Source organism: Tolumonas osonensis, from assembly GCF_014202415.1.
GTDB classification, from domain to species: Bacteria; Pseudomonadota; Gammaproteobacteria; order Enterobacterales; family Aeromonadaceae; genus Tolumonas; species Tolumonas osonensis.
This window is the reverse complement of sequence record NZ_JACHGR010000002.1, coordinates 339,189-363,462: the sequence shown is the minus strand read 5'-3', so window position 1 is coordinate 363,462 and position 24,274 is coordinate 339,189. Positions and strand designations below refer to the sequence as shown.

The window sequence follows — 24,274 nt, the reverse complement described above, 5'->3', positions numbered from 1 at the left end:
TAACTCCTTGTCAGATAAGACTGAATTAAGGGTAAAAATTAATTAAGTAACGGTTCTGCTGTCTCTGCCCACCGCAGGTATTGCTGATAAATCACTTCATATTCAGCAACCCGGGTCGGCTGAGGGTAGTAAACGTGTTCAATGGCACTGGCCATTTCTTGCTGGGCGGCTTCGATAGCCGGATAAATATCCGCCGCCACGGCCGCACAAATTGCGGCACCCAGCGCACAACATTGATCGGATGCCACCACCTGAATGGAACGGTTCATGACATCCGCGCAAACCTGCATGATCACGGGCGACTTGCGCGCAATACCGCCCAGCGCCATGACTTCCTTGACCGGTATGTCCTGTTCCGTCAGACACTCCATGATGTTGCGGGCGCCACAGGCGGTTGCGACTACCAGTGCACCGAATAATGCCGGCGCATCGGTAGCCAGATTCAGTCCGGCGATCACACCCTGTAATCGCTGATTGGCGTAAGGGGTACGGCGGCCATTAAACCAATCCAGTACAATCGGGAGGTGTGACAGATCCGGATTCAGGCTCCAGCTTTGCGTCAGTGAAGCGAGCAGTTTCTGCTCATGTTGCCGGACGGCGGTTCGTAATTCAGGGTATTGCTGTATCAGCGTTTCCAGTGGCCAGCTCAGCAGGCGCTGATACCAGGCATAGATATCGCCGAAGGCGGATTGTCCGGCTTCGAGCCCAATCATGCCCGGAATAACACTGCCATCCACCTGGCCACAGATGCCACCGATGGTGCGGCTGCCAATACTGGCGTAATCAGTCACCAGAATATCGCAGGTGGAAGTACCGATGACTTTCAGCAGGGTGTTAGGCCGGGTTCCGGCCCCGATGGCTCCCATATGACAGTCAATCGCTCCGCCGGAGATCATGATCCGGGATGGCAGACCCAGACGTTCTGCCCATTCTGCAGTGATCCTGCCGACAGGCACATCGGCGGTGTATGTATCGGTGAACAGGGGCGTTTGAAGGTTGTCAGTCAGCACCGGATCTAGTGCGGTCAGGAATTCCCGTGAGGGCAGACCATGCCAGTCCTGATGCCATAAACATTTATGACCTGCGGCACACCGGCCCCGGCGAATAGCGGCCGGAGACTGAGTTCCGCTCAGCAGTGCCGGGATCCAGTCCGACAGTTCAATCCAGTTAACGGCGGCTTGTCGTACGGCGGTATCGGTGCGGGATACGTGCAGGATCTTTGCCCAGAACCATTCCGCAGAATAAACCCCGCCGCTGTAACGCGTGTAATCGGGGAATCGGCCACTCTGGCACAGGCGGGTGATTTCTTCGGCTTCGGCAATGGCGGAATGATCCTTCCACAGCAGGAACATGGCATTCGGGTTATCCGCGAACTCTTCGCGCAACGCCAGAACCTGACCGGTTTCGTCGATAGGCGCAGGAGTTGACCCGGTCGCGTCAACACCGATGCCACAAATCGCTGCCACCTGCTCCGGGGCCAGTAAGGAGACAACTTGTCTGACGACTTTCTCCATGGATTCGATGTAATCCAGCGGATGTTGTCTGAACTGGTTCCGGACCGGCTGACAATACTGGCCGAGATGCCAGCGGGGATAGAGCTCCGTGTGTGTGGCCAGCTCTTGTCCGTCCCGGCAACGGACTGCGAGTGCTCTTACTGAATCACTGCCGAAATCAAGACCGATAACAATGGGATCAGACATCTCGCATTCTCCGTGCTATGAGGCCGCAGCCAGAGAGGCATGTTGTCGCATTCTTTCCATCGCTTCCTGCCGGGTCGGCATGGCCTGCGCTGCACCGACCCGTTCGACCGAGACGGAGGCATAGGCGGAAGCGAATAAAGCGGCATCCTCCAGTTTTTCCCCCTGCGACAGACAAGCGGCAAGTGAGCCGTTGAAGGCATCGCCGGCACCGGTGGTGTCTACCGGATGGGCCGGGTAAGCGGGAATATGCGTACGGCCGGATGGGGTGGAAAGTAATGCGCCTTTTAAGCCCAGCGTGATCAGAACGTTGTTGATGCCCTTGTTATGCAAGACCCGGGCGGCCTGTGCTGCCGAATCGAGATCATTAACCTCAATACCGGTCAACAGCTCTGCTTCGGTACTGTTTGGCGTGAGCAGATCGGCCAGCGCCAACGCCTCGTCGGGAATTTTCTGGAAGGGGGCCGGATTCAAAATGACATAAACATTGCTGTCATGGGCATGCTGCAATAAACGCACGATCGCGTCGGGGTTATTCTCCATCTGGATCAGCAATAAATCAGAAGACTTGATAACAGGCAGACAGGATTCGATTTCCTGTTCCGTGACAGTCAGGTTTGCGCCCGGGTCCACGCCAATCATGTTTTCGCCGTTTTCTTCTGAAACATAGATCAATGCATTACCGGTTGGTTTGTCCTGGCTATGGAAAAGCGTACAAACATTGATTTCTGAGGTATCGAGGTGATGTTTTGCAAATTCCGCAAAGGAATCCGTACCGACTTTGCCGATGTAATGCACCCGGGCACCGGCTCTCGCTGCAGCAAGAGCCTGGTTGGCACCTTTACCGCCAGCGCCCATCAGGCTGCTGGCTGCAATCATGGATTCTCCGGGGCGGGGAAAGCGGCTGAGACGAGCAACAACATCGACGTTGAAGGCACCGAAGACACAAACTTTTCCTGTCATAACAGACTCCTACGATTCAAAGTGACGTTTTGCAGCGAGGCATGCCCCCTGACAACCTGTATCACCGGTCTGTAAACTAAATGATATGGTCAGACCTTCTGCCGGCTGAGGGCCACGCAAATGCTTTCTGATCTCCCGGACCAATTTTTCTTTAGGAAAGCCGGGCATGCCGATAACACCACCGCCGAGGAACAGATGCTCCGGATCGAGAATGTTCATCTCCGAGGCGATAATCATGCCAAGGCGGGTGACGAACTCCTGAATATCCGGATGATCACCGTAGTGAGTAAAAATATCGCCGACATGATGTGGTGCTGTGACATGTTCTTTGGCCCATCTCGCCAGATAACTGCCCGATGTCAGTGTTTCCGCACAACCGGTTTTTCCACAAGGACAGCTTAACGTGTTGTTAAGCCAAGGAATGTGACCGATTTCGCCGGAAGAGCCATGCGCACCATGATAAAAGTCACCATTTATCCATAAACTGTTGCCCATACCGGTGCCCAGATACAAACCCACGGCAACAAACGGCATGGTTTCCAGCTGATGCAGATCCCACAGATGCAGATGATTCACGTCTTTATCCATGGCCACCGGACAGTCGATCAGCTGGCTCAGCTCGTTACCGACTTCACGGTTATCCAGTGCCTGAATGAAAGGCAGAGAAAACACTTTTTTCCGATCACGGCTTAATGTACCCGGTAAACCCAGCATGACGCCGGCCGGCCGCTGGTCTAATTGCTGGAAATGAGCGTTAATTAACTGCGCCAGCGTTGCCAGTGGGTCTTCCGTTGCTGACCATGATGAGGTCGGGATGTTTTCACGAAGAATAAACTCATCCTGTTCATTCATGGTGAGTAACCGGGTATTTGTACCGCCGATATCAATACCTAAGTAATAAGCCATACCTCGTTACCCCCTATGCTGCTTGTTCTGCTTGTCGGATATTGGCGGTCATTTTGTCCCAGGCGACGGCCAGGTTTGGATCGAGATTAAATAATCCGGATGTACCGACGATTAATACTTCTGCGCCTGCGCCCAGCAGATCATGGAAAGTTTTGGTGTTGCAGGAACCGTCGATTTCGATCAGGTAGTTATAACCATGTTCTTTTTTGAGTGCCGCCAGTTCCTGAATTTTATTCAGCATTTCCGGAATAAAAGGCTGTCCGGCATAACCTGGGTCTACCGTCATCACGGTGATTTTGTCCAGTAGATGAATATAGTGTTTGATGTATTCCACCGGTGTTGCCGGATTCAGTACCACACCCACTTTTTTATTGTGTTTGCGGATCTGGTTGATAATGCGGAATGCGTCGCGATTGATGGTTTCCGCGTGAGGGCAGATATAATCGGCACCGGCATTGGCAACCGCATCAATAAAATCACTCGGTTCTTCCACCATTAAATGCACATCAATTTTCAAATTGGTGTGAGGACGAATCTGTTCGATAAAGAACGGTGACAGCGTAATATTTTTGACGTAGTGGCCGTCCATAATATCGATATGCAGGAAGTCGGCACGGGTATCTAATACTTCCAGTTGTGATTTGATTTCAATCAGGTTCATGCACATCAGTGAAGGAGAAATCATATAAGTCATAATGTTTATTCCAGTATTAATTCAGTTGAGTTATTTGTGACCAATAATTTGCGCGTTCTTGGTGCTTGATAAAGGTTTACTGTTTTTCGCTGCCCGTTTTTCAGACCAACGTTTTTTGAAGAACTTGACTGACAACGTGATGATGAGCACCGCACCCCACATGCCGAGGCTGAAGTGTGGGCTGATGCCCAGCAGGTTCAGGCCGGTCGAGATGATCTGCAGGACAAACAAGGCGCAAACCACACCAAATACGCGGCCAAAACCGCCGTTTGGATCAGTACCGCCAAGAATGATGGCCAGTACGGTCAGCAGCAGGTAGGAGTCGCCGTAACCCATACGTGCGGAGTTGAAGCGAGCCATCATGACCAGACCGGCAAAGACACACAGCACACTGGAGATGGTGTAGATTGCGATCAGAAGTTTGTGTGTATTAATGCCGCTGAAGTAAGTCGCGTTGATGTTGCTGCCACTCATGTAGATGCATTTACCGATCTTGGTTTTTTCCAGCAACAGGGCGACGGCGACAGCAACCAGGAGGAAAATCACCAGCGGTAATGGAATGCCAAGGATAGTTCCGGAACCAATCAGTCTGACCAGTTCAGGCATGCCACTCAGCGCTGCACCATGGGTGAGTTCTATACCGATCCCGTTGACCATGGTCATGGTTGCCAGTGTCACCAGAATCGGGTGGGCACCGATGTAAGCCACCATGGCACCGGTAAACATCCCAATGACGATGGACAGGAGGATAGCTGCGATTATCGCGACCATCAGCATGATGACCTGGAAGAACATGCTGGCATCAGCAGGAATGTAACTGATGAAGATCCAGGCCATGAGCAAGCTGGTCAGGTTAGCGGTACCGATGATGCAGAGGTTAAAACCACCACTCAGCATCGGAATGAACATCGCCAATGTAAACAGTCCCAGCTCAGGTAATTGAGAAGCGACACTACCGAAAGTTTGCAGAGTAAAGAAACGACCCGGCATCAGTAGGGTGAACACGATACAGATAGCTACTAGCAGACTAAGCAGACCGATCATGTTTTCATCAAGTTTGAACCATTTTTTCATGATTGCAGCCCCTGATTAAGCAAAACCAACGTTGGTTTCTTTGCGTTTTTTGTAGTGCGTGATGGTGATTGCGATAACGATGACGATCCCGATCACGATGTTCATGAAGTAACTGGAAACACCAATCAGATTCAGCCCGTTTTTCAGGATCCCAATCAGGAAAACCCCCATCAGCGTACCGAGAACCGTTCCTTTACCACCGGTCAGACTTGCACCACCCAGCACGGTTGCTGCCAGCACATCCAGTTCACCACCGACCAGCGCATTCGGAACCACTTCCCCCATGCGATACACCTGTACCAAACCACCAATCGCAGCGAACGCGCCGAGATAGCCGTAAGCAAATAAGTGGATGATACCGACGCGGATCCCGACCCGACGTGCAGATTCCTGGCTACCACCGACGGCATATAATTGACGGCCAAGGTTGGTTTTATTCAGAACCACCCAGGTAAACGCAGTCAGGATCAGCATCAGCAGGAAAGGCAGACCAATCTGGTAACTTTCTGTGCCCAAAGTGAATGGGAAGATTTCGTGTTGTGTTGTCCACCATTCCGGCAGGTCGTAGATACTGCGGCCATTGGTCAGCCACATCAGTCCACCGAACAGCAGTGACTGCACACTGATGGTGATGATGATTGACACCAGATTCAGGTAATAAATCAGCACCGCGTTAAACAAGCCGCAGCAGATCCCGAACATCACGGCCAGCACAATCCCCTGGAAGGCGCCATCGATGTATCCGCCAAGCAGAAGACTGGCGATGGCGTACTGCACGACAGAAGCGACAGCAGCGAATGAGATGTCGATCCCCCCGGTAACCAGTACGACAAACAGACCCAGTGCAAAGATCCCGGAAACGGCATAGCCTTCTGACAAATCGAGTAAATTTCGAATCGTGAGAAATTGATCGGTTGTCAGTGAGAAGAAAATCACCATCACCAGGATCACGACGCCAAGATAGAACTCCATCGGCATCCGCTTTTTCAGGAAATTAGCCATTAATAACTTCCTCCAGATAAGTTTCACTGACTTTGCGAGGTTCGTATTCATTCATGATGTGACCGTGGTCGATATGAAGAATGCGGTCGCAGTTGTAGTAAACCTCCGGAATTTCGTCAGAAATCAGCAGGATCGAAATCCCCTGTTCGGAGAGTTTATGGATGAGTTGATAGATACTGTCTTTTGCCGCGATATCGACCCCAACGGTTGGTGCATCCAGAATGAGCACTTTCGGTTGTGTCAGGATCCATTTCGCCAGCACCACTTTTTGCTGGTTACCGCCGGAAAGGGTAGAGATGGGGTTGTCAGGATTGGACACTTTGATGTCGAGATCTTTGATCCACTGGCTGACAATTTTGATTTTTTTGTATTCATCAATGAAATGCATCCGGTTTTTCAGCTGATCCAGAATTGATAACACGGCGTTATCAGAAACGGATTGCTGTAAGACCAGACCCAGTGTCAGACGGTCTTCCGAAACATAACCAATACCGGCTTTAATCGCATCGTTATGACCTTTGAAGTTCATCGGCTTACTGTCGACATAGATTTTGCCGGTATCCGGTCTGGTAATACCGAATAAGCTCAGTGCTAATTCAGTACGGCCGGAGCCTAATAAGCCACATAATCCTAAGACTTCGCCCTGACGCAATTTGAAGCTGATATTCTCGTATTGATCTTTACGGGATAAATTTTCGACTTCCAGAATAATCCGGTCATTATTTTCATTTCTGGCAGGTTTCAAGGCATGCTCAATGGAGACACCTGTCATCAACTCGATCAGACGTTTTGGGGTGATTTCATTGGCAGGGTAAGAACCGACTTTTGCGCCATCACGAATAACAGTAACGGTATCTGAAATCTCTAATACCTCATCTAAGCGGTGGCTTACAAAAACCACGCTGATATTTTTACTTTTCAGATAATGGACAGTACGCAATAACTGGTTGACTTCGGTTCTGGTTAAGGATGCGGTTGGCTCATCCATAATGACCAGTTTTGCGTCAGCAACCAGGGCACGACAGATAGCAACTTGTTGCCGTTGTGCAATCGGTAATGCTTCAACCTTTTCATTTAAATCAATATTAAACTTTAATTCTTCCAGGACTTTTTTTGCTTTATTGTAAACTTCTTTTTTATTATGCCAGTTCATCATGCCTTGCATGTTTAATTCGAAGGCAATGTTTTCAGCAACTGATAAATTCGGAAATAAAGATAAATCCTGGTAAATAACCTGAATACCCATGCTTCGTGCTAGGTTAGGATTTAATTTTGGAACGATTTCTCCATTTACTCTGATTTCTGCACCACTGTCTGGTTGATGAACGCCACTAATCACTTTAATGAGTGTGCTTTTACCACAACCATTTGTTCCTGCTAAACAATGCACTTCGCCCGGCATGATATTAATATCAATATTATTTAAGGCTTTATGTCCGCCAAAACTTTTAGACAGCTTATTTAGAGAAATAAAAGACCCAACCTGGGAATTTTCAGGTAACGTTGTCATATTAAACCTCGGAGCTAAAACCGGATGGGCCTAAGCCCATCCAGGGATAATAATCAGAGACCCATTTCAACGAGTTTCTTGATATTTTCTTTATCTTCGCTTTCTGTGTTATTACCGAGAATAGTGCGGGTTGCAGTATCAATCTGTACTGGTCCCATACCATCGATAGTCATGCCATCTTTGATTTCCTGGCCATCCATCATCATCTTCGCCACACGGACAAAGACTTCACCGGCAGTCATTGGGTTCCAGATATAACCGCCATCAATGGCACCTTTCATAACCAGTGATTCGCCTTGTCCCGGGCTGAATGGGCCGACAACACAGATGTCGTCAATCTTGTTTCGTTGCATAACCGCACGGCCTGCGCCAATCGGGCCTTGAGAACCAAATGCCAGTACACCTTTCAGATCATTATGCTTAGACATCAGATCTTTCGTGGTACGCATCGTGTCATCCAATGATTCTGCGACGCCGAATTTATCAGCAGCCAGTTCCATCTTCGGATAATTTGCTTTCTGATATTCAATCGCGGAGTCAGCCCAGACGTTATGCAATGGCACGGTCAAGCTACCAACATAAGCCACATATTTACCTTCGCCTTTCATACATTCAGCGAGTTTCTTCATATGGTTGACACCGTGCTGTTTGGCATCAACCAGCTCGAAATCCCAGTCAGCAAATTTCTGGTTTGGGGACTCATGCACAATGACTTTGATACCGGCTTTCTGTGCTTTTTCCAGAACAGGTTCCAGTACTTTGGCATCGTTTGGTACCACACCAATCACATCAACTTTCTGAGCGATCAAGTCTTCAATGGCACGAACCTGTAAAGCTGGATCTGCTGAGGTAGGACCGATCTGCCAGGCTTCAACTCCTTGTTTGGCTGCTTCTTTTTTAATCCCTTCTTCCATCGCGTTAAACCATGGAATACCGCCAATTTTTACAACGACACCCATTTTAAAACTGTCAGCCGCGTAAGTGGCGGAAGAAGCTAAAATAGTAGCAATCACACAAGCGAGACCTGCTTTTTTCATATTTATATTCTCCATGTAAATAACTTCTGAATATTTTTTTGTAATATTCAGGGTGTGTTGACCCGGTGTTAAAAAACACAACTTTGGTACTACGTGGATACTAATACAGCGGTCATTTTATCTTTTATTTAAAACGACCATCTTTAGTTCGGTTACTTTCTACTGGTTTCAATAATTTTTACATTATTCCACCCAATTTCAGTCCGGTATTCATCTGATGGCAGCTGATCAGTAATCAAGACGTCTATTTTGTTGTAATCACATACTTTGCAAAATGAACGTCGTTCTACTTTGGTTGAATCGCATAACAGAATGGATTTATCTGCCACACTAATCATCATCTGCTTCAGACGAGCCTGGTTTTCATTGCTTTCTCTTATTCCGGTAGTCAGGCCGATACCATGACAAGAGAAAAACAATTTATTAATACTGAATTCTTTGACAATACTTTCTGTTAGCGGACCGCTGAATGATTCATATTTTTCTGAATATTCGCCACCCAGTCCGATAACGCGGATATTGGATTTACAAGCTAATGCATGAATCGTATTCAATGATGTTGTCAATGCTGTAATCTCAATATCCGGAATCTGTCGTGCCAGAAACCATGAGCTGGTACTGCTGTCGAGCATAATAATATCGCCCGGCTCAATGTAGGCTAATGCCTTTTTAGCCATCTTTATTTTGGTGTCAGTGTTCTGGTTGGATCTGATTCTGAACGCTTCACCACTTTGTTCATATTCCTGATCAACAGGGGTGGTGATATGTTTTATCTGGTTTCCAACAGGAACCGCACCACCATGAGTCCGGGTCAAATAACCTTTCTTTTCCAGAAATGCCAGATCGCGGCGAATGGTTTCTTTTGAAATATTAAGCATGAGGGAGAGATCATTCACCAATAGTGAGCCATTCGCTTTCAGCAGCTCATTAATTTTGTGATGTCTTTCGGCCTGCAACATATTTCGTCCTCTCTTTAAGTTGTATTCAGTTTAGGTGGGTTCCGTAAATAGTTCTGAGCGAGCAATTACGAAAACGAAGTCCGTAAACTACGATCGGAGTAAGTGCGCTATTGATCACAAAAACTCGTGCCTGTTTATAGATTCATGACCGTTTGGTTACGTTTTGCGATGAAATCGGTTTCATTGGCAGTCAATTTAAATCAAAACGGGCATAAACGGGAATGACCGAGTTTGACCGTTTTGATTCCTCTCACAAATAAAATCTAAAAACGTACAGACAGGATGCCCGAATCGGATCGCTTCATCTTCGGTAGATAAATCTTAACTGATTGTTTTTTAATTATTTTGTTTCAAAAGTACACAGCATAAACCACACCCGTCGTTGCCTGTTTCATTTCTGTTTTAATTTCATGCCCGAATGGATACAAACAAAAAAGATCTCAAACATAACTTGCATATGAAATGCATATTAAATTAAGATGCAAATACTGCATATGAAATGCACATTATGGTGAGGATGAAATTATGGCACTGCACGTTAAGAACAATATCTACTGGGTTGGCAAACAGGATTGGGAACTGCGCGAATTTCATGGCAGCGAGTATTCCACCCATAAAGGCTCCAGCTATAACAGCTACCTGATCAAGGAAGAAAAAGTGGCCTTAATTGATACGGTATGGAGCCCGTATGCCGATGAGTTTGTGACTAATCTGGCGAATGAGATTCCGCTGGAGAAAATCGACTTCATCATTGCCAACCACGCGGAAATTGATCATAGCGGTGCCTTGCCGGCACTGATGGCAAAGATCCCGGATACACCGATTTACTGTACCGCCAATGGCGTGAAGTCGCTGAAAGGGCATTACCATCAGGACTGGAACTTTAAAGTCGTGAAAACCGGTGACACGCTGGATCTGGGCAACGGCAAGGCGTTAGTGTTTGTTGAAGCGCCAATGCTGCACTGGCCGGACAGCATGATGACGTACATGACCGAAGATGCCGTACTGTTCAGTAACGACGCGTTCGGTCAGCACTATGCCTCTGATCAGCTGTATAACGATCTGGTGGATCAGAACGAATTACATAACGAATGCATCAAGTATTACGCCAATATCCTGACGCCGTTCAGCAAGCTGGTGACGGCCAAAATTCATGAAGTGCTGTCTTTCAAGCTGCCGCTGGACATGATCTGCACGTCACACGGCATTATCTGGCGCGATAATCCGGCGCAGATCGTCGAACAGTATCTGAAATGGGCTGATTCGTATCAGGAAAACCAGATCACGCTGATTTACGACACCATGTGGGAAAGTACCCGCAAGATGTCGGAAGCGATTGCCGCCGGCATCCGCAAGGCTGATCCGTCTGTGACCATCAAGCAATTCAATCTGGCCAATTCGGATAAAAACGATGTGCTGACCCAGGTCTTTAAATCCAAGGCCATTCTGGTGGGATCACCTACTGTCAATAACGTGATGCTGCCGCAGGTTGCCGCCTTGCTGGAAGAAATTCAGGGATTGCGCTTTACCGGAAAAGCAGCGGCTGCCTTTGGTAGTCATGGCTGGAGTGGCGGGGCGGTGGAGCGCATTACCCAGCGTCTGAAAGAAAGTGGTTTTAATACGCTGGAAGGCACTCGAATCGAGTGGCGTCCGACACAGGAAGCGCTGCAGGCGTGTGAAGCCTACGGGGCCGGGCTGGTTGCGCAACTGGGTGGGGCTGACAGCGATGCTGCGGCTTCAGCGGTAACAACAGAAGCGGAGCCCATGGTCTGCCGGACCTGTTCATGGGTGTATGAGCCGAAAACCGGTGAACCCAATCAGGGGGTTGAAGCAGGAACGGCCTGGGAAGATGTACCGGAAAGTTTCCTCTGCCCGGTTTGCTTCATGGGCAAGGATGACTTCGTACCTGCGGCAGATCCTGCGGCAAAAGCGGCGTAACAAGGAGGCAACCATGGGCGCACATCATCCGGTTGTCATCGTGGGAAGTGGTTATGCCGGTTTGCAGCTGGCACGGCAGTATCGTCGCCTGGCGCCTGCCGCACCGCTGGTTATCGTCTGTGCTGATGAAGGCGCAGACTATGCCAAACCACAATTGAGTCATGTCATCAGCAAACGGCAGACTGCGTCAGATCTGATCCGTAAACCGGCAAAGGAGCTGGCGCAGGAGCTGAAAGCGTTGTTGCTGACGGAACAGACCGTATCAGCGATTGATACGGAACGGCAGGTCATCCGGCTGGCGGAGCGGGAATTACCGTACCGGGATCTGGTGCTGGCGGTCGGTGCCGAGGCCTGGATCCCACCGGTCAGCGGAGACGCGACCGGCGACATCATTACGCTGAACAGTCTGCAGGAATACCAGCAATCTCAGGATCGTCTGGCGACCAGTCAGCGGATATTGCTGATTGGCGCGGGTCTGATCGGTTGTGAACTGGCAAATGATTTTCTGCAGGCGGGGAAACAGGTAACGGTTTGCGACCCGGCAGATCGTGTACTCAGCGCCTTGCTACCGGAATTTGCCAGTGAAAGACTGCACTCGGTCCTCCGGCAGAACGGATGTCAGTTTGAACTGATGAACACACTGGTGTCGGCAGAAAAAATCGCGGAGGGGATCCGGGCAACCTTCCGGGATGGCAAATCCATCATCGTGGACAGCATTGTTTCGGCCGCCGGATTACGCCCCCGTACCGCACTGGCGCAGGCCGCGGGATTAACCGTCAACCGGGGCATTGTGGTGAATGATGATCTGACCACAAGCGATCCTCATATTTATGCGCTGGGGGATTGCGCGGAAGCCAACGGTCAGTTACGACCTTATCTGCAGCCGATCACGATAAGCGCGCAGGCGCTGGCGAAAACCCTGGCCGGTGAGCCCACAGCCATCCGCTGGCCGGTGATGCCGGTGAACGTCAAAACCCCCTGTTATCCGGTGCAGGCGGCCGGTGATGTCCGCAGTGAAGATCTGATCTGGCAACTGGACGAGGATGATACGGGTCTGACCGGGTTGGCACTTCGTCAGGGTCAAACGGTGGGTTTTGTCACTGGCGGGCAGCATGTCAGCCGGAGCATGAATTTGATCAAACAGTTGGGAGAAAATTAGCCATACTTTAGTACATACGTTTCCGGCTGAGCTGCATTTGACCATCAATGCTTTGCAACGGCAGAGTAAGGAATGCATATGACTGACTGGGTAAACGGAACAGTTTATGAGGTCATCCAGTGGAATGACCGGCTCTGTTCTCTTAAGGTAAAAGCGGATCTGGCCCCGTATACGGCGGGGCAGTTTGGCAAACTGTCACTGATTATTGATGGAGAACGGGTCAGTCGGGCCTATTCCTTTGTGAATGCTCCGAGTGCCGGTCATCATGAGTTCTATCTCATCAAAATTCCTGACGGACGTTTGTCCCCCCATCTTTTTGAGTTGAAACCCGGTGATGCTATTCAGGTTTCCCGCAATGCCAGTGGATTCATGACGCTGGCCGAGGTTCCGGCCGGACGGGATCTCTGGATGATGGCAACCGGCACCGCCATCGGCCCATTTCTCTCGATTCTTTCTGAACAACAGGTCTTTCAGCGGTTTGAAAATATCGTGCTGGTACATGGTGTCCGGCAACGGGATGATCTGACTTATCAGGAACAAATTCACACGATTAAAACCCGGCAGCCGTTGCAGTTTCGGTATATTCCGGTTGTCAGCCGGGAAGATTGCTCGGATCTGCTGCGAGGCCGTATTCCGCTGCTACTGGATCATGGCTTGCTGGAAGAAGCGGCAGAACTGTCGTTGTCACCGGAGTGGTCCCAGACCATGATTTGCGGCAATCCGGCTATGGTGAAAGATACCTTGCACGCCTTACAGCAAAAAGGACTGAAAAAGAATCTGCGCCGCGAACCGGGGCAGATCACGATGGAGAATTATTGGTAGACAGCGACGAGACGGTCAGGCCACCTGAATAGTCCAAGTGGCCTGCTGATGACATCACAACACCGCAGATATAAAGCTTTGCAACTCCGGCGTCTGAGGCTTACTGAACAGCTCGCGGCTCGGACCGCTTTCCCATACTTTTCCCTGATGCATAAAGACGATCCGATCGCCGACATCGCGGGCAAAATTCATTTCATGTGTGACCAGAATGAGTGTCATGCCGTCGGCTTTCAGTTGCTCCAGCACCTTCAGTACTTCTCCGACTAATTCCGGATCCAGTGCCGATGTAATTTCATCACACAGCAGGACTTTCGGGTTCATCGCCAGGGAGCGGGCAATAGCGACACGCTGCTGCTGACCACCGGATAAGTTTCCCGGGAACTGATCGGCTTTATCCGCCAGACCCACTTTGGCCAGCATGTTTTCTGCCAGTTCACGGCATTCTGACTGGCTTTTTTTCAATACCAGACGCGGTGCCAGCATGACGTTTTCAGCCACGGTCATATGCGGAAACAGATTAAAGTTCTGGAAGACCATGCCAACGGAACGGCTCAATTCCCGCAGATGATTTTCATCATCGGAAACCGCCTGCCGATCGACAATAATCGCGCCATCATCGAATTTCTCCAGACCATTAATGCAGCGCAAGAGCGTGCTTTTCCCGGAACCGCTGCGACCGATGATCGAGATCACTTCGCCAGCCGCTATTTTCAGTTCGATACCTTTTAGGACATGGTGCGAACCGTAATATTTATGAACATTTTCAATGCTTACCAGAGACATGTAATTTTCTCTCCAGAAATTGACTAAACAGCGATAACGGATAACAGATCAGGAAATAGATCAGTGCTACCCATGCAAAAACCTTGAATGGCTGGAAGGTGGCGTTGTTCAGCATCGTGCCTGCTTTGGTCAGCTCAACAAACCCGATAATGGAGGTCAGCGCGGTACCTTTAACCACCTGCACCGAAAAACCGACCGTGGGCGCTATCGCAATCCGCAGTGCTTGCGGCAGGATGACATAGCGCATGGTCTGGAAAAACGTGAGCCCCAGGCATCGGGAGGCTTCCCACTGTCCTTTGGGTAATGACTCAATGCAGCCGCTCCAGATATCACACAGGAAAGCACTACTGAACAGCACCAGCGCCAGCGTTGCCGCTGTCCAGGCGTTCACATCGATCCCCACCAGTGAAAGACCAAAGAAGGCTAGAAACAACTGCATCAGCAGTGGTGTGCCCTGAAACAGCTCCGTATACCCGCGCACCAGTAATACCAGCGGTTTACGGCGGGATGCCCGCATGAATGTCAGCAGCAAACCAAACAGCGCGCCGCCGATAAACGCGATCAGCGACAGCAGTAATGTCCAGCGTGCGGCCAGCAACAGATTCCGGAGAATATCCCAGTCAGTAAATTGCATCATCGTGGCTGACTCCTGAAGACATAACCGGCCAATAGACCAAATCCACGGCGCATCAAAATCGCCAGAAACAGATAAAGCAGGGCAGTCAGCAGATAAGACTCAAAGCTGAGAAAACTGCGTGACTGAATAAAATTTGCTGAGAACGTGAGCTCTTCGACCGAGATCTGCGAGATGACCGAGGAACCCAGCATCACAATGATGCATTGCCCAACCAGTGAACTGTAGATGCGCTGAAATGCGGGCGGCAGAACAATCCGGGTAAATATCTGGAAACGGGTTAGCCCCAATGTCCGGCCTGCTTCCCATTGTCCTTTCGGTGTGGCTTCAATACCGGCACGTAATATTTCGGCACTGTAAGCCCCCAGATTGACAATCATGGCAATCAGCCCGGCCTGCCATGCGGTGAGTTTCACGCCTATCGCCGGCAAACCGAAAAAGATGAAAAACAGCTGCACAATAAAAGGTGTATTACGTATCAGCTCAACATAAATGCCGGCAGATAATCGGGTTAGTCGTGAACGACTGGTGCGGGCGGCGGCCCCCAGTGTGCCGAGCAGTATGCCACCGGTAGTGGCATACAGAGTCAGCTCAAGGGTTACCAGCAATCCTTGTCCCAGTTCAGGCAAATAAGGCACCAGATCGTGAAAGTTCAGTTGGTAACTCATAGTCGTATCCGTTTTATAGCTCAGCCGGAAGAGGTGCTTTCAGCCAGGTTTCTGAGAATTTATTCAGCGAACCATCGGTTCGGGCTTCGGCAATCAACGCATTCACTTTTTGCTGCAGGCGGGCTTCACCTTTGTAGATCCCGATGTAACAAGGCGAATTTTTTAGCATGAACTTGGCTGCTGGTTTACGATCCGGCATCCGTGACGCGATTTCCGCTACGACGACGTTACCTGTCGCGATCAAATCGATCTGACCGGAAAGATAAGCTGATAAGGTGGTGTTGTTATCTTCAAAACGTTTCACCGTCGTGGAGGCTGGTGCGATTTTGCTCAGTTCCATATCCTCTACGGCACCCCGGGTCACACCGATGGTTTTATCCGCTAACTCCTCCGATGTCTTCAGTGCAACCGATTCGGCACCAAACACACCCAGGAAAAAAGGGGCGTAGGCATTACTGAAATCGATCACTTTTTCCCGTTCCGGATTTTTACCCAGGCTGGAAATAACCAGATCGACTTTCTTGGTCTGTAAATAAGGTATGCGGTTTGCACTGGTGACAGGAACCAGCTCAAGTTTGACATTCAGTTTCTGAGCCAGATAACCGGCCATATCAATGTCATAACCATAGGGTTGCATATCGGCACCCACCGAACCGAAAGGCGGGAAATCCTGTGGTACGGCGACTTTCAGAACGCCCTTTTGTTGAATATCATCCAGCTGGTCTGCTTGCGCGACGCCGATAACGCTGAGACCTAACAGCAAAACACCCGATAACTGTTTCCATGCATTCATATCCAACCTCACATCCTGAGTTATACAACTATCATTTCCATTTAAATTAAATTAGAAACTAAAGTTTCTTTTTATTCTAAAGCAAATACAATACCAACCTGTTTCAGACCAGAAATGTGGCTGCTATTGCTGCATTCTACGGTTCAAATGACGCTTTTTATGGTGCAAAACGGCATGGCAGTACAAAGATGCTTAAGCATAAATGCACCATTTTCAGGCGGTTGGATCATTTCTGTGCGCAGATCGGCACATGAAGAACAGAGATAAGGAACTACGATGGAACTGAATAACCCGGATGTTGTGGCTGAAGTCACTGTCATGTTCATGCAGTATGAACAGGCATTGGTAACCAACGATGTTGCCGTGCTGGATCAGCTATTCTGGAACCACCCGAAAACCGTGCGTTATGGTGCCACGGAGAATCTGGTGGGGTATGAGCAAATCAGGGCATTCCGCAGTCAGCGCTCACCGGCAGGGCTGGCAAGAATGCTGGAAAATACGGTAATCACCGCATTTGGTCAGGATATGGCGACGGCAAATACTACTTTTACCCGTGAAAATGAACCCCGGATAGGGCGTCAGAGCCAGACCTGGGTTCGGTTTCCGGAGGGGTGGTGTATTGTCGCCGCGCATGTCTCCTGGATGAGCTGAAAAAAATCAAGCATCGTTGCTGGCTTCAACCAGCACGGTGCTAACCGGTTTGGAATAAATCCGCCCCATGATTAACCCTAATTCAAACAGCAGATAGAGCGGAATACTGAGTAACGTCTGAGAGAGAATATCCGGCGGGGTGAGGATCATGCCGACTGTGAATGCCGCGACCACCATATATGAACGTTTTTGTGCCAGAGATGCCGGCGTCGTGATACCAATCCAGCACAACACCCATACCGCCACAGGCACCTGAAAAGACGCGCCGAAAGAAAAAAGCATCCCCAGCACAAAATCCAGATAGAAACTGATATCGGTCGAGACCTGAACGCCTGTCGGTGCTGTTTCAGTAAAAAACTTAAACATGACCGGGAAAACCAGGAAATAGGCGAATGCCATGCCGATATAAAACAGTGCACAACTTAAAATGATCAGTGGCAGGATGCGTTGTTTCTCATGACGAAACAGTGCCGGCGCGATGAAAGCCCAGATCTGATAAAGCAGGTAGGGCAAGGTGACTAAAAATGAGATAAATAATGTCAGTTTCAGCGGGGTAGTAAACGGGGTGGCCACCTGTGTGGCGATCATCTGATTGCCGGCCGGCAGCACACTGAGCAATGGATCGGCCAGAAACTGATAAAGATAATTGGCGAAATAAAACAACACACCAAACGCCAGACCTAAAACGATCATGGCGTGTATCAGGCGGCGACGGATCTCGGTCAGGTGTTCAATGAGCGTATATTGGGTTTCATTCATTTTTATCGCTCCCTGATTTAGATGAAATCGCGCTTAGTTCTGAATTGAGGTCCCGGCGCAATTCATCAATCGGCAATTCCCGTTGTAATTCTTTGCTGGCGGCGTCAGCCATGGCGCGTATCTTTTTAATAAACCGGGCTACCTGACGCACCGCGCCAGGCAGTTTCTCCGGACCTAAAACAAGCAGCGCGATGACACAGACCAGCACCATTTCACTGAAGCCGATCTCAAACATAGCTACTCCTTGTCGTTTTCAATCGGTGCGGTAACAGGTTTATTTCCTGCAACTGCCGACGATTTGTTATCACTCATTGCCGATTTAAAGTCGCGGATCGCCGTGCCTAAATCACCACCAATACCGCGTAACTTACGGGTTCCGAATAATAAAAAGACGATGACAGCGATTAATAACAGTTCAGTAATTCCAATGTTCATAGAGCGCACTCCTTGAGTTTAAAAACAGGTTTGTTGCTATACGGCTGTATTTGTTGATTGATACGGATGATGTTCTATCCAGTGACGGGCTATCTGCTCACGCGTACACACCCAGACATCCGGTAACGAGGTGACATAGTCGATAAACCGCATCAGCGAAGCGGCGCGGGCCGGTCGGCCAGCCAGCCGGCAATGCAAGCCGATCGAGAGCATCTTCGGCTGAGTTGTACCTTCCTGATAAAGCACATCAAACGCATCTTTCAGGTAGGTAAAAAACTGATCGCCGCTGTTAAAGCCTTGTGGTGAGGCAAAGCGCATATCGTTTGTGTCTAAGGTATACGGCACGATTAACTGCGGTGTGCCGGTGATATCGCACCAATATGGCAAGTCATCAGCGTAAGAGTCTGCGTCATACAAAAAACCACCATCACGCACCACAAGGGAATGTGTCTGCGGACTGGTGCGGCCGGTATACCAGCCAGATGGCCGGGAACCGGTCAATTTTGTATGAACCTCAATGGCTTTTTGCATGTCTGCCCACTCATCTTCAACCGAATGGTATTGGTAATTGATCCAGCGATAACCATGACTAGCAATTTCCCAGCCAGCCTTGAGCATGGCGTCAACAGCGTCAGGATTTCGTTCCATCGCCATGCCGACGGCATAGACGGTTAAAGGCAGGTTCCGTTCGCTAAAAATGCGGTGCAAACGCCAGAATCCGGCACGGCTGCCATATTCATAGAGCGACTCCATGCTCATATGACGCACGCCGGGTAATGGCTGTGCGGCTACCATCTCAGAGAGAAACGACTCGGAGGCCGCATCACCATGCAGAATGTTGTTCTCGGCACCTTCCTCGTAATTGATAACAAACTGCAGTGCGATACGGGCATTATTCGGCCATTTTGCGTGTGGTGGATTTTGACCGTAACCCACCATATCCCGCGGATAGAGCGACATCAGAACACCTCCGTTTTCTGTTCCGGGTAGTTATAAGTGCAGTGTTTGCTGGTTTTTAAACCCAGATTGATCAAACCTGCCAGCCAGTGCACACCCACCTGCACACCGTCTATCACCGGAATACCCAAGGCATCTTCCAGTGGTTTACGGAAACGGGTGAAACCGGCACAGCCCAGCACCAGACATTCGCTGTTATCTTTTTCCAGAATCTGCCGTGCTCTTTGTTTGATCAGATCAAAGTTCTTTTCGATGGCCAGTACCGGCAGATTCAGCGCATGCACACCTTGCAAGGAGGCATCCAGCCCGTAACGGCGGGCGTTGTTTTCCAGAATGGCCACGGAGCGCTGCATCGGAGTCAGAATGCTGTATCTGGCGCTTAACAGCGTGGCTGCCTGCATCGCCGCCTGACCAATTCCCATTACGGGGCCGACACAAACTTCTCTTAACGCATCGACACCGGTATCGTCGGCGCAGGCCACCAGCCAGCCATCGGCCTGGATTTGTTCTGTTAACGCAATCAGGGCATGAGTGGCCTGAATGCCATCAGAAAATCCCTCAATACTGGCAACGCCGGTATCGGGCTGAGTTACCAGCAATTCGAAACCGGGTGGCGCAACGCGTTCCACCGTCACCCGTAAACTGTTGGTCATGGCAACCGTGGTATTCGGATTAATGATTGCAATCTTAGGCATGTTCCCTCCGGGCCCGACGTTTGGCGATCACGACAAGCAAACCCATCGTGAAGCTGATAAGAATGAATGAGAAAAGGGTGGTGACGGTCCCCAGTGCATATAGCGCCGGTGTCGTGGCATTCGTGGTCATGCCGTAGATTTCCAGCGGCAAGGTGTTATGGCTGCCGGAGGTCATCAGCGTGCGGGCAAATTCATCATACGAAAGCGTAAAGCTGGTCATCGCAATGCCGATAACACTGGGGAGGATCGATGGCAGCACCACCCAGCGTACGGTTTGCCATGAACTGGCACCCATATCGAAAGAGGCGGCTTCCAGATTCCGGTTAAAACGGTTGAAGACGACAAACATCACCAGCACCCCAAACGGCAGACACCAGGTCAGTTGCGCGCCCAAAGCCGAGCTGTACCATTCCGGCGAGAATCCCAGACGATCAAACATCAGACCGACGCCGAGGCTCACCAGAATGGAGGGGGTGATCATGCTGATAAGAACCAGCGCAAACAGGAAATTTGAACCTTTGAACAGGCGGCGGAACGCAAATCCGGCCAGTATCGAGATCAGGGTCGAAATCACCGTCACCAGCAGCGCCAGACCGAGCGAACGCTTGAATGCACCGGCAAAATCACCGACCGCCTGCGCTTCCAGCAAACTACGGAACCAGGTGAGCGACCAGCCATTCATCGGGAAGGTCAATCCACCGTTCGGCCCCTGAAATGACAGCAGTCCGATGGTAATGGTCGGTCCGTAAAGGAACAGGACAAACAAGCCAAATAACACAGTTAACAGAATAAATTCGATTCGGCGACCAGAGAAAAATGATGCTTTCATCACAGCTCCTTCTTGATATCAACCATGCGGAACAACAGTGCCAGCATCATCAATACAGTGATCAGTAATACGACGGCATTCGCCGCGGCGGCCGGATATTGCAGCAGACCGATTTCGTTATGGATCAGCACACCCACGGAGGCACTCAGACCGCCGCTCATCATTTTCACGGTGATGAAATCGCCCATCACCAACGTGAGTACGAAGACAGAACCGATGACGATGCCGGTTTTGCTTAAGGGCACAACAACCTGAAACAGCGTGGTCAGACTCGATGCGCCGTTGTCATAACTGGCTTCCAGCAAGCGACGATCAATCCGGCTCATAGAGTTAAAGATCGGAATGATCATGAATAAGACATTGAGATGGACAAAAGCGAGGATCACCGAGAAATCACTGTAAAGCAGACCTTCGATCGGCTTATCAATGATCCCGAGGCCGAGCAGCCCTTGATTGACCAGACCATTGCGACCCAATAACGGGATCCAGGAAATCATCCGGATGATATTGGATGTAAAAAATGGCACGGTACACAGCAGGAACAGCAGATTCTGGAGCGCTTTGTTTCTGATATGGAATGCCAGGTAATACGCGACAAGAAAACCGATCACCAGACAGGTTGCCCAGGTTGTCACGGCGTAAAACAGAGTTTGTGCATAGGCTTGCCAGGTGACTTTTGATGTCAGCAAGTACTGATAGTTATCCCAGATAAAATCGGGAATAAGTTCATAAGAGTCATAATCCCAGAAACTCACCGTCACTATCACACCGACCGGAAACACCAGAAATGCCAGCATGATGAGAAACAGCGGGCTTGCCTGCCAATAACTGGGATTTATCGTCTGTCCGGGAGGGGTACTCATAAATTTAATCCTTTAAATTGGTTTAAAAGCTCCGCAACCTGCATTGCGGAGCGTGATCTATCAGGAAGCAATAAACTCGTTCCACTTGCGAACCATGTATTTGTTCTCTTCCATCACCGAGTTCCAGCAGGCCACTTTGCCCATACGATCCTGATAGGAACCGCCATCACGAATCGTCCCGGCTTTCTCCATGACTTTGCCTTGCGGACTCATGATGTCTGCTTTGGCGGCTTTACCCTCCATCCAGAAATCCCACTCTTCGGCACTCATGTGCTGGCGGGAGGTTTCCGGTGCGGCGGTGTAATAGCCCTGACGCATCAGGTAAGCACCGACCCAGCCGGAGAGATACCAGTCGATATATTCATAGGCGGCTTCGAGTTCCAGACCGGATAAATGGCTAGCGATGCCTAAGCCACCACCCCAGGCGCGGTAGCCTTCTTTCAGTGGCTGATAGACACATGGAATACCTTTGGATCGAACAGCGGCAACGGCCGGTGACCACATGGACTGGATCACGACTTCACCGGAGGACATCAGGTTTACGGATTCGTCAAAGGTCTTCCAGAATGCGCGGAACTGACCATCTTTCTTCGCCTGCATCAGAAAATCGATGGTTTTGTCGATTTCCTCGCGGGTCATGTTGCCTTTGTCGCCATATTTCACGACGCCCATGGCTTCGCAGATCATCGCGGCATCCATAATGCCGATCGACGGAATGTTCAGAATGGAGGTTTTGCCTTTAAAGGCCGGATCCATAATGTCTGCCCAGCTGGTGATCGGGCGGCCAGCCAGATCAGGACGAACCCCCAAGGTATCGGCGTTATAAATGGTCGGCACCAGTGTCATGAAATCAGTCTGTTTACCGGCAAACTTTTTAGCGCCGGGGCCATCCACAAAACCAACTGAAAACGGGGTAGTGCCTTGTGCCGACATCTGGCTGCCCGGCAGGTTGCCGGTGGTAAACAGCGGCGAGATCTTGTCAAAGAAACGCAGTTTACGAACATCGATCGGTTGCAATGCGCCGCTTGGGAAAACCTTTTTACAGATCCAGTATTCGATATCGGCCAGATCGTAAGACTTCGGCTGGGTGACCGCACGTTGTGTTACGGCATCACTGTCCAGTGCCGTCATTTCCAGATTGATCCCCAGATCTTCTTTACACTTCCGGGCGATATCGTTGAGGTTGGATACACCGGTACCGAACTGACGCAAGGTGACGTTTTTAATGTTCTGTTTCCAGATCATCGGAAAACCGCTGAATGGTGCTGATGCCACTGCTGCGACAGACAAAACAGCAGTATTTTTCAAAAACTGACGGCGTGTCAGACCTGGTTTTTTATCTACAGTCATAGGATCCCTCCAATGGGTCAGATCAGTGAGTGAACAGATTGAGTGAGGCCGGGTTTACATGCAGATGTACCGACTTTCCGGGATAAAGCGTCGACAATGACGCCTCGTTGTCCCGGCAAAGCACAGTAATGGGCTGGGAATCCGCTAACTGGCAATGAACCAGAGAATGATTTCCCTGAAACTCAACATCCATGACGGCTGCCTGGATGGTGTTGTTTTTAGGCTCATCAACAATATCAATGCGATCAAACCGGACTGAAAAGGCGGTTTCCGCGGGGCTGCCAGTCAGTGCGATGGCGCCCTTGATGATGTTGTGGCCCCCGATGAAATTGGCGACAAAAGGGTTAGCAGGTTTATTGAAAATGATCTGTGGCGTTCCGACCTGCTGCAATTCACCCTTGCTCATTACGACGATGGTATCGGCGAGTGCAAATGCTTCATCCTGGGAATGGGTGACGTGGATAAAGGTGATGCCCATTTCATGCTGAATTCGTTTTAACTCTTTACGCATCTGAATACGCAGGAAGGGATCCAGCGCTGACAGCGGTTCATCAAGCAACACCACTTCCGGTTTGCGGATCAGGGCACGTGCAAGCGCGATACGTTGTTGCTGACCACCAGAGAGTTGTTCCGGATACGCATTGGCGTAATCGCTCATATTGACCTTGGCGAGCAATTCGTGCGCCTGTTCGAGTCGCTCCGATTTGCTGATACCGGCTACTTTAAGCGGGTAGGCCACGTTATCTAGGCAGGTCATGTGCGGGAATAGCGCATAGTTCTGAAACATCAGCGCGGTACCGCGTTCGGCCGGGCTGTGATTGGTCACATTGCGGTTATCCAGTAAGACATCACCGTCGGTGACTGATTCATGGCCGGCAATCATGCGCAGTAATGTGCTTTTTCCACAACCGCTTGGTCCAAGCAAACAACAATAGCTTCCTTTAGGAATACGCAGGTTTATCTGGCTGACTGCCAATTGGCCGCTGGCATAGCGTTTTGACACTGCGATTAATTCGACTGCTGGTTTAGTTGCCACCATTATTTCATTCCATTGTTAACAATCTTTGTTATCAATGTAAGCAATCGATATGCCATG

At 49.9% G+C, this 24,274-nt stretch carries 26 protein-coding genes; 4 read left to right on the top strand and 22 right to left on the bottom strand.

The genetic code is table 11. From position 1 onward, the window contains the following. Positions 1–38: 38 nt before the first annotated feature. The 9 genes from HNR75_RS04195 to HNR75_RS04155 all read right to left on the bottom strand — a co-directional run bounded on the left by HNR75_RS04195 (position 39) and on the right by HNR75_RS04155 (position 9,842). Positions 39–1,700: a ribulokinase gene (locus HNR75_RS04195; protein ID WP_188025765.1), complete on the bottom strand. Its 1,662-nt coding sequence runs from the start codon at positions 1,698–1,700 to the stop codon at positions 39–41. 15 nt (positions 1,701–1,715) lie between these two features. After that, complete coding sequence (rbsK, locus tag HNR75_RS04190; RefSeq protein WP_188025764.1) at positions 1,716–2,660, bottom strand: ribokinase; 945 nt, start codon at positions 2,658–2,660, stop codon at positions 1,716–1,718. 9 nt (positions 2,661–2,669) lie between these two features. Then, on the bottom strand, positions 2,670–3,566 hold the full coding sequence (alsK, locus tag HNR75_RS04185) for an allose kinase (RefSeq protein ID WP_188025763.1): 897 nt from the start codon (positions 3,564–3,566) through the stop codon (positions 2,670–2,672). A gap of 13 nt (positions 3,567–3,579) precedes the next feature. Then, a complete protein-coding gene (gene alsE, locus HNR75_RS04180) occupies positions 3,580–4,260 on the bottom strand; it encodes a D-allulose 6-phosphate 3-epimerase (RefSeq protein ID WP_188025762.1) in 681 nt (226 codons plus the stop codon). A 30-nt stretch (positions 4,261–4,290) separates the two neighbouring features. Beyond that, positions 4,291–5,334, bottom strand: coding sequence for an ABC transporter permease (locus tag HNR75_RS04175; protein WP_188025761.1), 1,044 nt, complete (start codon positions 5,332–5,334; stop codon positions 4,291–4,293). Positions 5,335–5,349: 15 nt separating this feature from the next. Beyond that, positions 5,350–6,336: an ABC transporter permease gene (locus HNR75_RS04170; protein ID WP_188025760.1), complete on the bottom strand. Its 987-nt coding sequence runs from the start codon at positions 6,334–6,336 to the stop codon at positions 5,350–5,352. Further along, positions 6,329–7,846 (bottom strand): sugar ABC transporter ATP-binding protein, encoded by a 1,518-nt coding sequence (locus HNR75_RS04165; protein ID WP_188025759.1) that lies wholly within the window; start codon positions 7,844–7,846, stop codon positions 6,329–6,331. Before HNR75_RS04165 ends, HNR75_RS04170 begins: the two co-directional genes overlap by 8 nt. Positions 7,847–7,899: 53 nt before the next feature. Then, positions 7,900–8,883, bottom strand: coding sequence for a substrate-binding domain-containing protein (locus HNR75_RS04160; RefSeq protein WP_188025758.1), 984 nt, complete (start codon positions 8,881–8,883; stop codon positions 7,900–7,902). A 152-nt stretch (positions 8,884–9,035) separates the two neighbouring features. Next, entirely contained in the window at positions 9,036–9,842 is an 807-nt protein-coding gene (locus HNR75_RS04155) for a DeoR/GlpR family DNA-binding transcription regulator (protein ID WP_188025757.1), read from the bottom strand. 525 nt (positions 9,843–10,367) lie between these two features. Here HNR75_RS04155 and norV point away from each other — a divergent pair. From norV to HNR75_RS04140, 3 genes are all read left to right on the top strand, one after another. Next, positions 10,368–11,780 (top strand): anaerobic nitric oxide reductase flavorubredoxin, encoded by a 1,413-nt coding sequence (gene norV / locus HNR75_RS04150; RefSeq protein WP_188025756.1) that lies wholly within the window; start codon positions 10,368–10,370, stop codon positions 11,778–11,780. After that, complete coding sequence (norW, locus tag HNR75_RS04145) at positions 11,737–12,939, top strand: NADH:flavorubredoxin reductase NorW (protein ID WP_246358724.1); 1,203 nt, start codon at positions 11,737–11,739, stop codon at positions 12,937–12,939. The genes norV and norW overlap by 44 nt, the downstream gene beginning before the upstream one ends. A gap of 78 nt (positions 12,940–13,017) precedes the next feature. Beyond that, entirely contained in the window at positions 13,018–13,761 is a 744-nt protein-coding gene (locus HNR75_RS04140; RefSeq protein WP_188025754.1) for a ferredoxin--NADP reductase, read from the top strand. A gap of 54 nt (positions 13,762–13,815) precedes the next feature. On the opposite strand, the gene HNR75_RS04135 is transcribed toward HNR75_RS04140, so the two are convergent. The 4 genes from HNR75_RS04135 to HNR75_RS04120 are packed head-to-tail and all read right to left on the bottom strand — an operon-like array spanning position 13,816 to position 16,639. Then, a complete protein-coding gene (locus HNR75_RS04135; protein ID WP_188025753.1) occupies positions 13,816–14,544 on the bottom strand; it encodes an amino acid ABC transporter ATP-binding protein in 729 nt (242 codons plus the stop codon). Beyond that, positions 14,525–15,181 (bottom strand): amino acid ABC transporter permease, encoded by a 657-nt coding sequence (locus HNR75_RS04130; RefSeq protein ID WP_188025752.1) that lies wholly within the window; start codon positions 15,179–15,181, stop codon positions 14,525–14,527. Before HNR75_RS04130 ends, HNR75_RS04135 begins: the two co-directional genes overlap by 20 nt. Continuing rightward, the gene (locus tag HNR75_RS04125) at positions 15,178–15,846 is read right to left on the bottom strand and encodes an amino acid ABC transporter permease (RefSeq protein ID WP_188025751.1); all 669 of its coding nucleotides are present in this window, start codon (positions 15,844–15,846) and stop codon (positions 15,178–15,180) included. Before HNR75_RS04125 ends, HNR75_RS04130 begins: the two co-directional genes overlap by 4 nt. Positions 15,847–15,859: 13 nt before the next feature. Beyond that, positions 15,860–16,639 (bottom strand): transporter substrate-binding domain-containing protein, encoded by a 780-nt coding sequence (locus tag HNR75_RS04120; RefSeq protein ID WP_188025750.1) that lies wholly within the window; start codon positions 16,637–16,639, stop codon positions 15,860–15,862. 276 nt (positions 16,640–16,915) lie between these two features. Here HNR75_RS04120 and hpxZ point away from each other — a divergent pair, with 276 nt between their 5' ends. After that, positions 16,916–17,290 carry an oxalurate catabolism protein HpxZ gene (hpxZ, locus tag HNR75_RS04115; protein WP_188025749.1) on the top strand — a complete coding sequence of 125 codons (375 nt, stop codon included), beginning with the start codon at positions 16,916–16,918 and terminating at the stop codon, positions 17,288–17,290. Between the two features lie 6 nt (positions 17,291–17,296). Here the strand turns inward: hpxZ and tatC are convergent, their stop codons facing one another. Genes tatC through HNR75_RS04070 form a run of 9 tightly spaced genes read right to left on the bottom strand, consistent with a single transcriptional unit; the run spans position 17,297 to position 24,217 of the window. Further along, the gene (tatC, locus tag HNR75_RS04110; RefSeq protein ID WP_223157750.1) at positions 17,297–18,049 is read right to left on the bottom strand and encodes a twin-arginine translocase subunit TatC; all 753 of its coding nucleotides are present in this window, start codon (positions 18,047–18,049) and stop codon (positions 17,297–17,299) included. Further along, the gene (gene tatB / locus HNR75_RS04105) at positions 18,042–18,284 is read right to left on the bottom strand and encodes a Sec-independent protein translocase protein TatB (protein ID WP_188025748.1); all 243 of its coding nucleotides are present in this window, start codon (positions 18,282–18,284) and stop codon (positions 18,042–18,044) included. Before tatB ends, tatC begins: the two co-directional genes overlap by 8 nt. A 2-nt stretch (positions 18,285–18,286) precedes the next feature. Continuing rightward, positions 18,287–18,484, bottom strand: a complete 198-nt coding sequence (gene tatA / locus HNR75_RS04100) for a twin-arginine translocase TatA/TatE family subunit (RefSeq protein ID WP_188025747.1) — start codon at positions 18,482–18,484, stop codon at positions 18,287–18,289. Positions 18,485–18,520: 36 nt separating this feature from the next. Beyond that, entirely contained in the window at positions 18,521–19,444 is a 924-nt protein-coding gene (gene puuE / locus HNR75_RS04095) for an allantoinase PuuE (protein ID WP_188025746.1), read from the bottom strand. Beyond that, on the bottom strand, positions 19,444–20,136 hold the full coding sequence (locus tag HNR75_RS04090) for an aspartate/glutamate racemase family protein (protein WP_188025745.1): 693 nt from the start codon (positions 20,134–20,136) through the stop codon (positions 19,444–19,446). The genes puuE and HNR75_RS04090 overlap by 1 nt, the downstream gene beginning before the upstream one ends. Then, positions 20,129–20,965, bottom strand: a complete 837-nt coding sequence (locus HNR75_RS04085) for an ABC transporter permease (protein WP_188025744.1) — start codon at positions 20,963–20,965, stop codon at positions 20,129–20,131. Before HNR75_RS04085 ends, HNR75_RS04090 begins: the two co-directional genes overlap by 8 nt. Continuing rightward, the gene (locus HNR75_RS04080; protein WP_188025743.1) at positions 20,965–21,828 is read right to left on the bottom strand and encodes an ABC transporter permease; all 864 of its coding nucleotides are present in this window, start codon (positions 21,826–21,828) and stop codon (positions 20,965–20,967) included. The genes HNR75_RS04085 and HNR75_RS04080 overlap by 1 nt, the downstream gene beginning before the upstream one ends. A 60-nt stretch (positions 21,829–21,888) precedes the next feature. Beyond that, entirely contained in the window at positions 21,889–23,178 is a 1,290-nt protein-coding gene (locus HNR75_RS04075; RefSeq protein WP_188025742.1) for an ABC transporter substrate-binding protein, read from the bottom strand. Between the two features lie 22 nt (positions 23,179–23,200). Further along, a complete protein-coding gene (locus tag HNR75_RS04070) occupies positions 23,201–24,217 on the bottom strand; it encodes an ABC transporter ATP-binding protein (RefSeq protein ID WP_188025741.1) in 1,017 nt (338 codons plus the stop codon). Positions 24,218–24,274 lie beyond the last annotated feature (57 nt).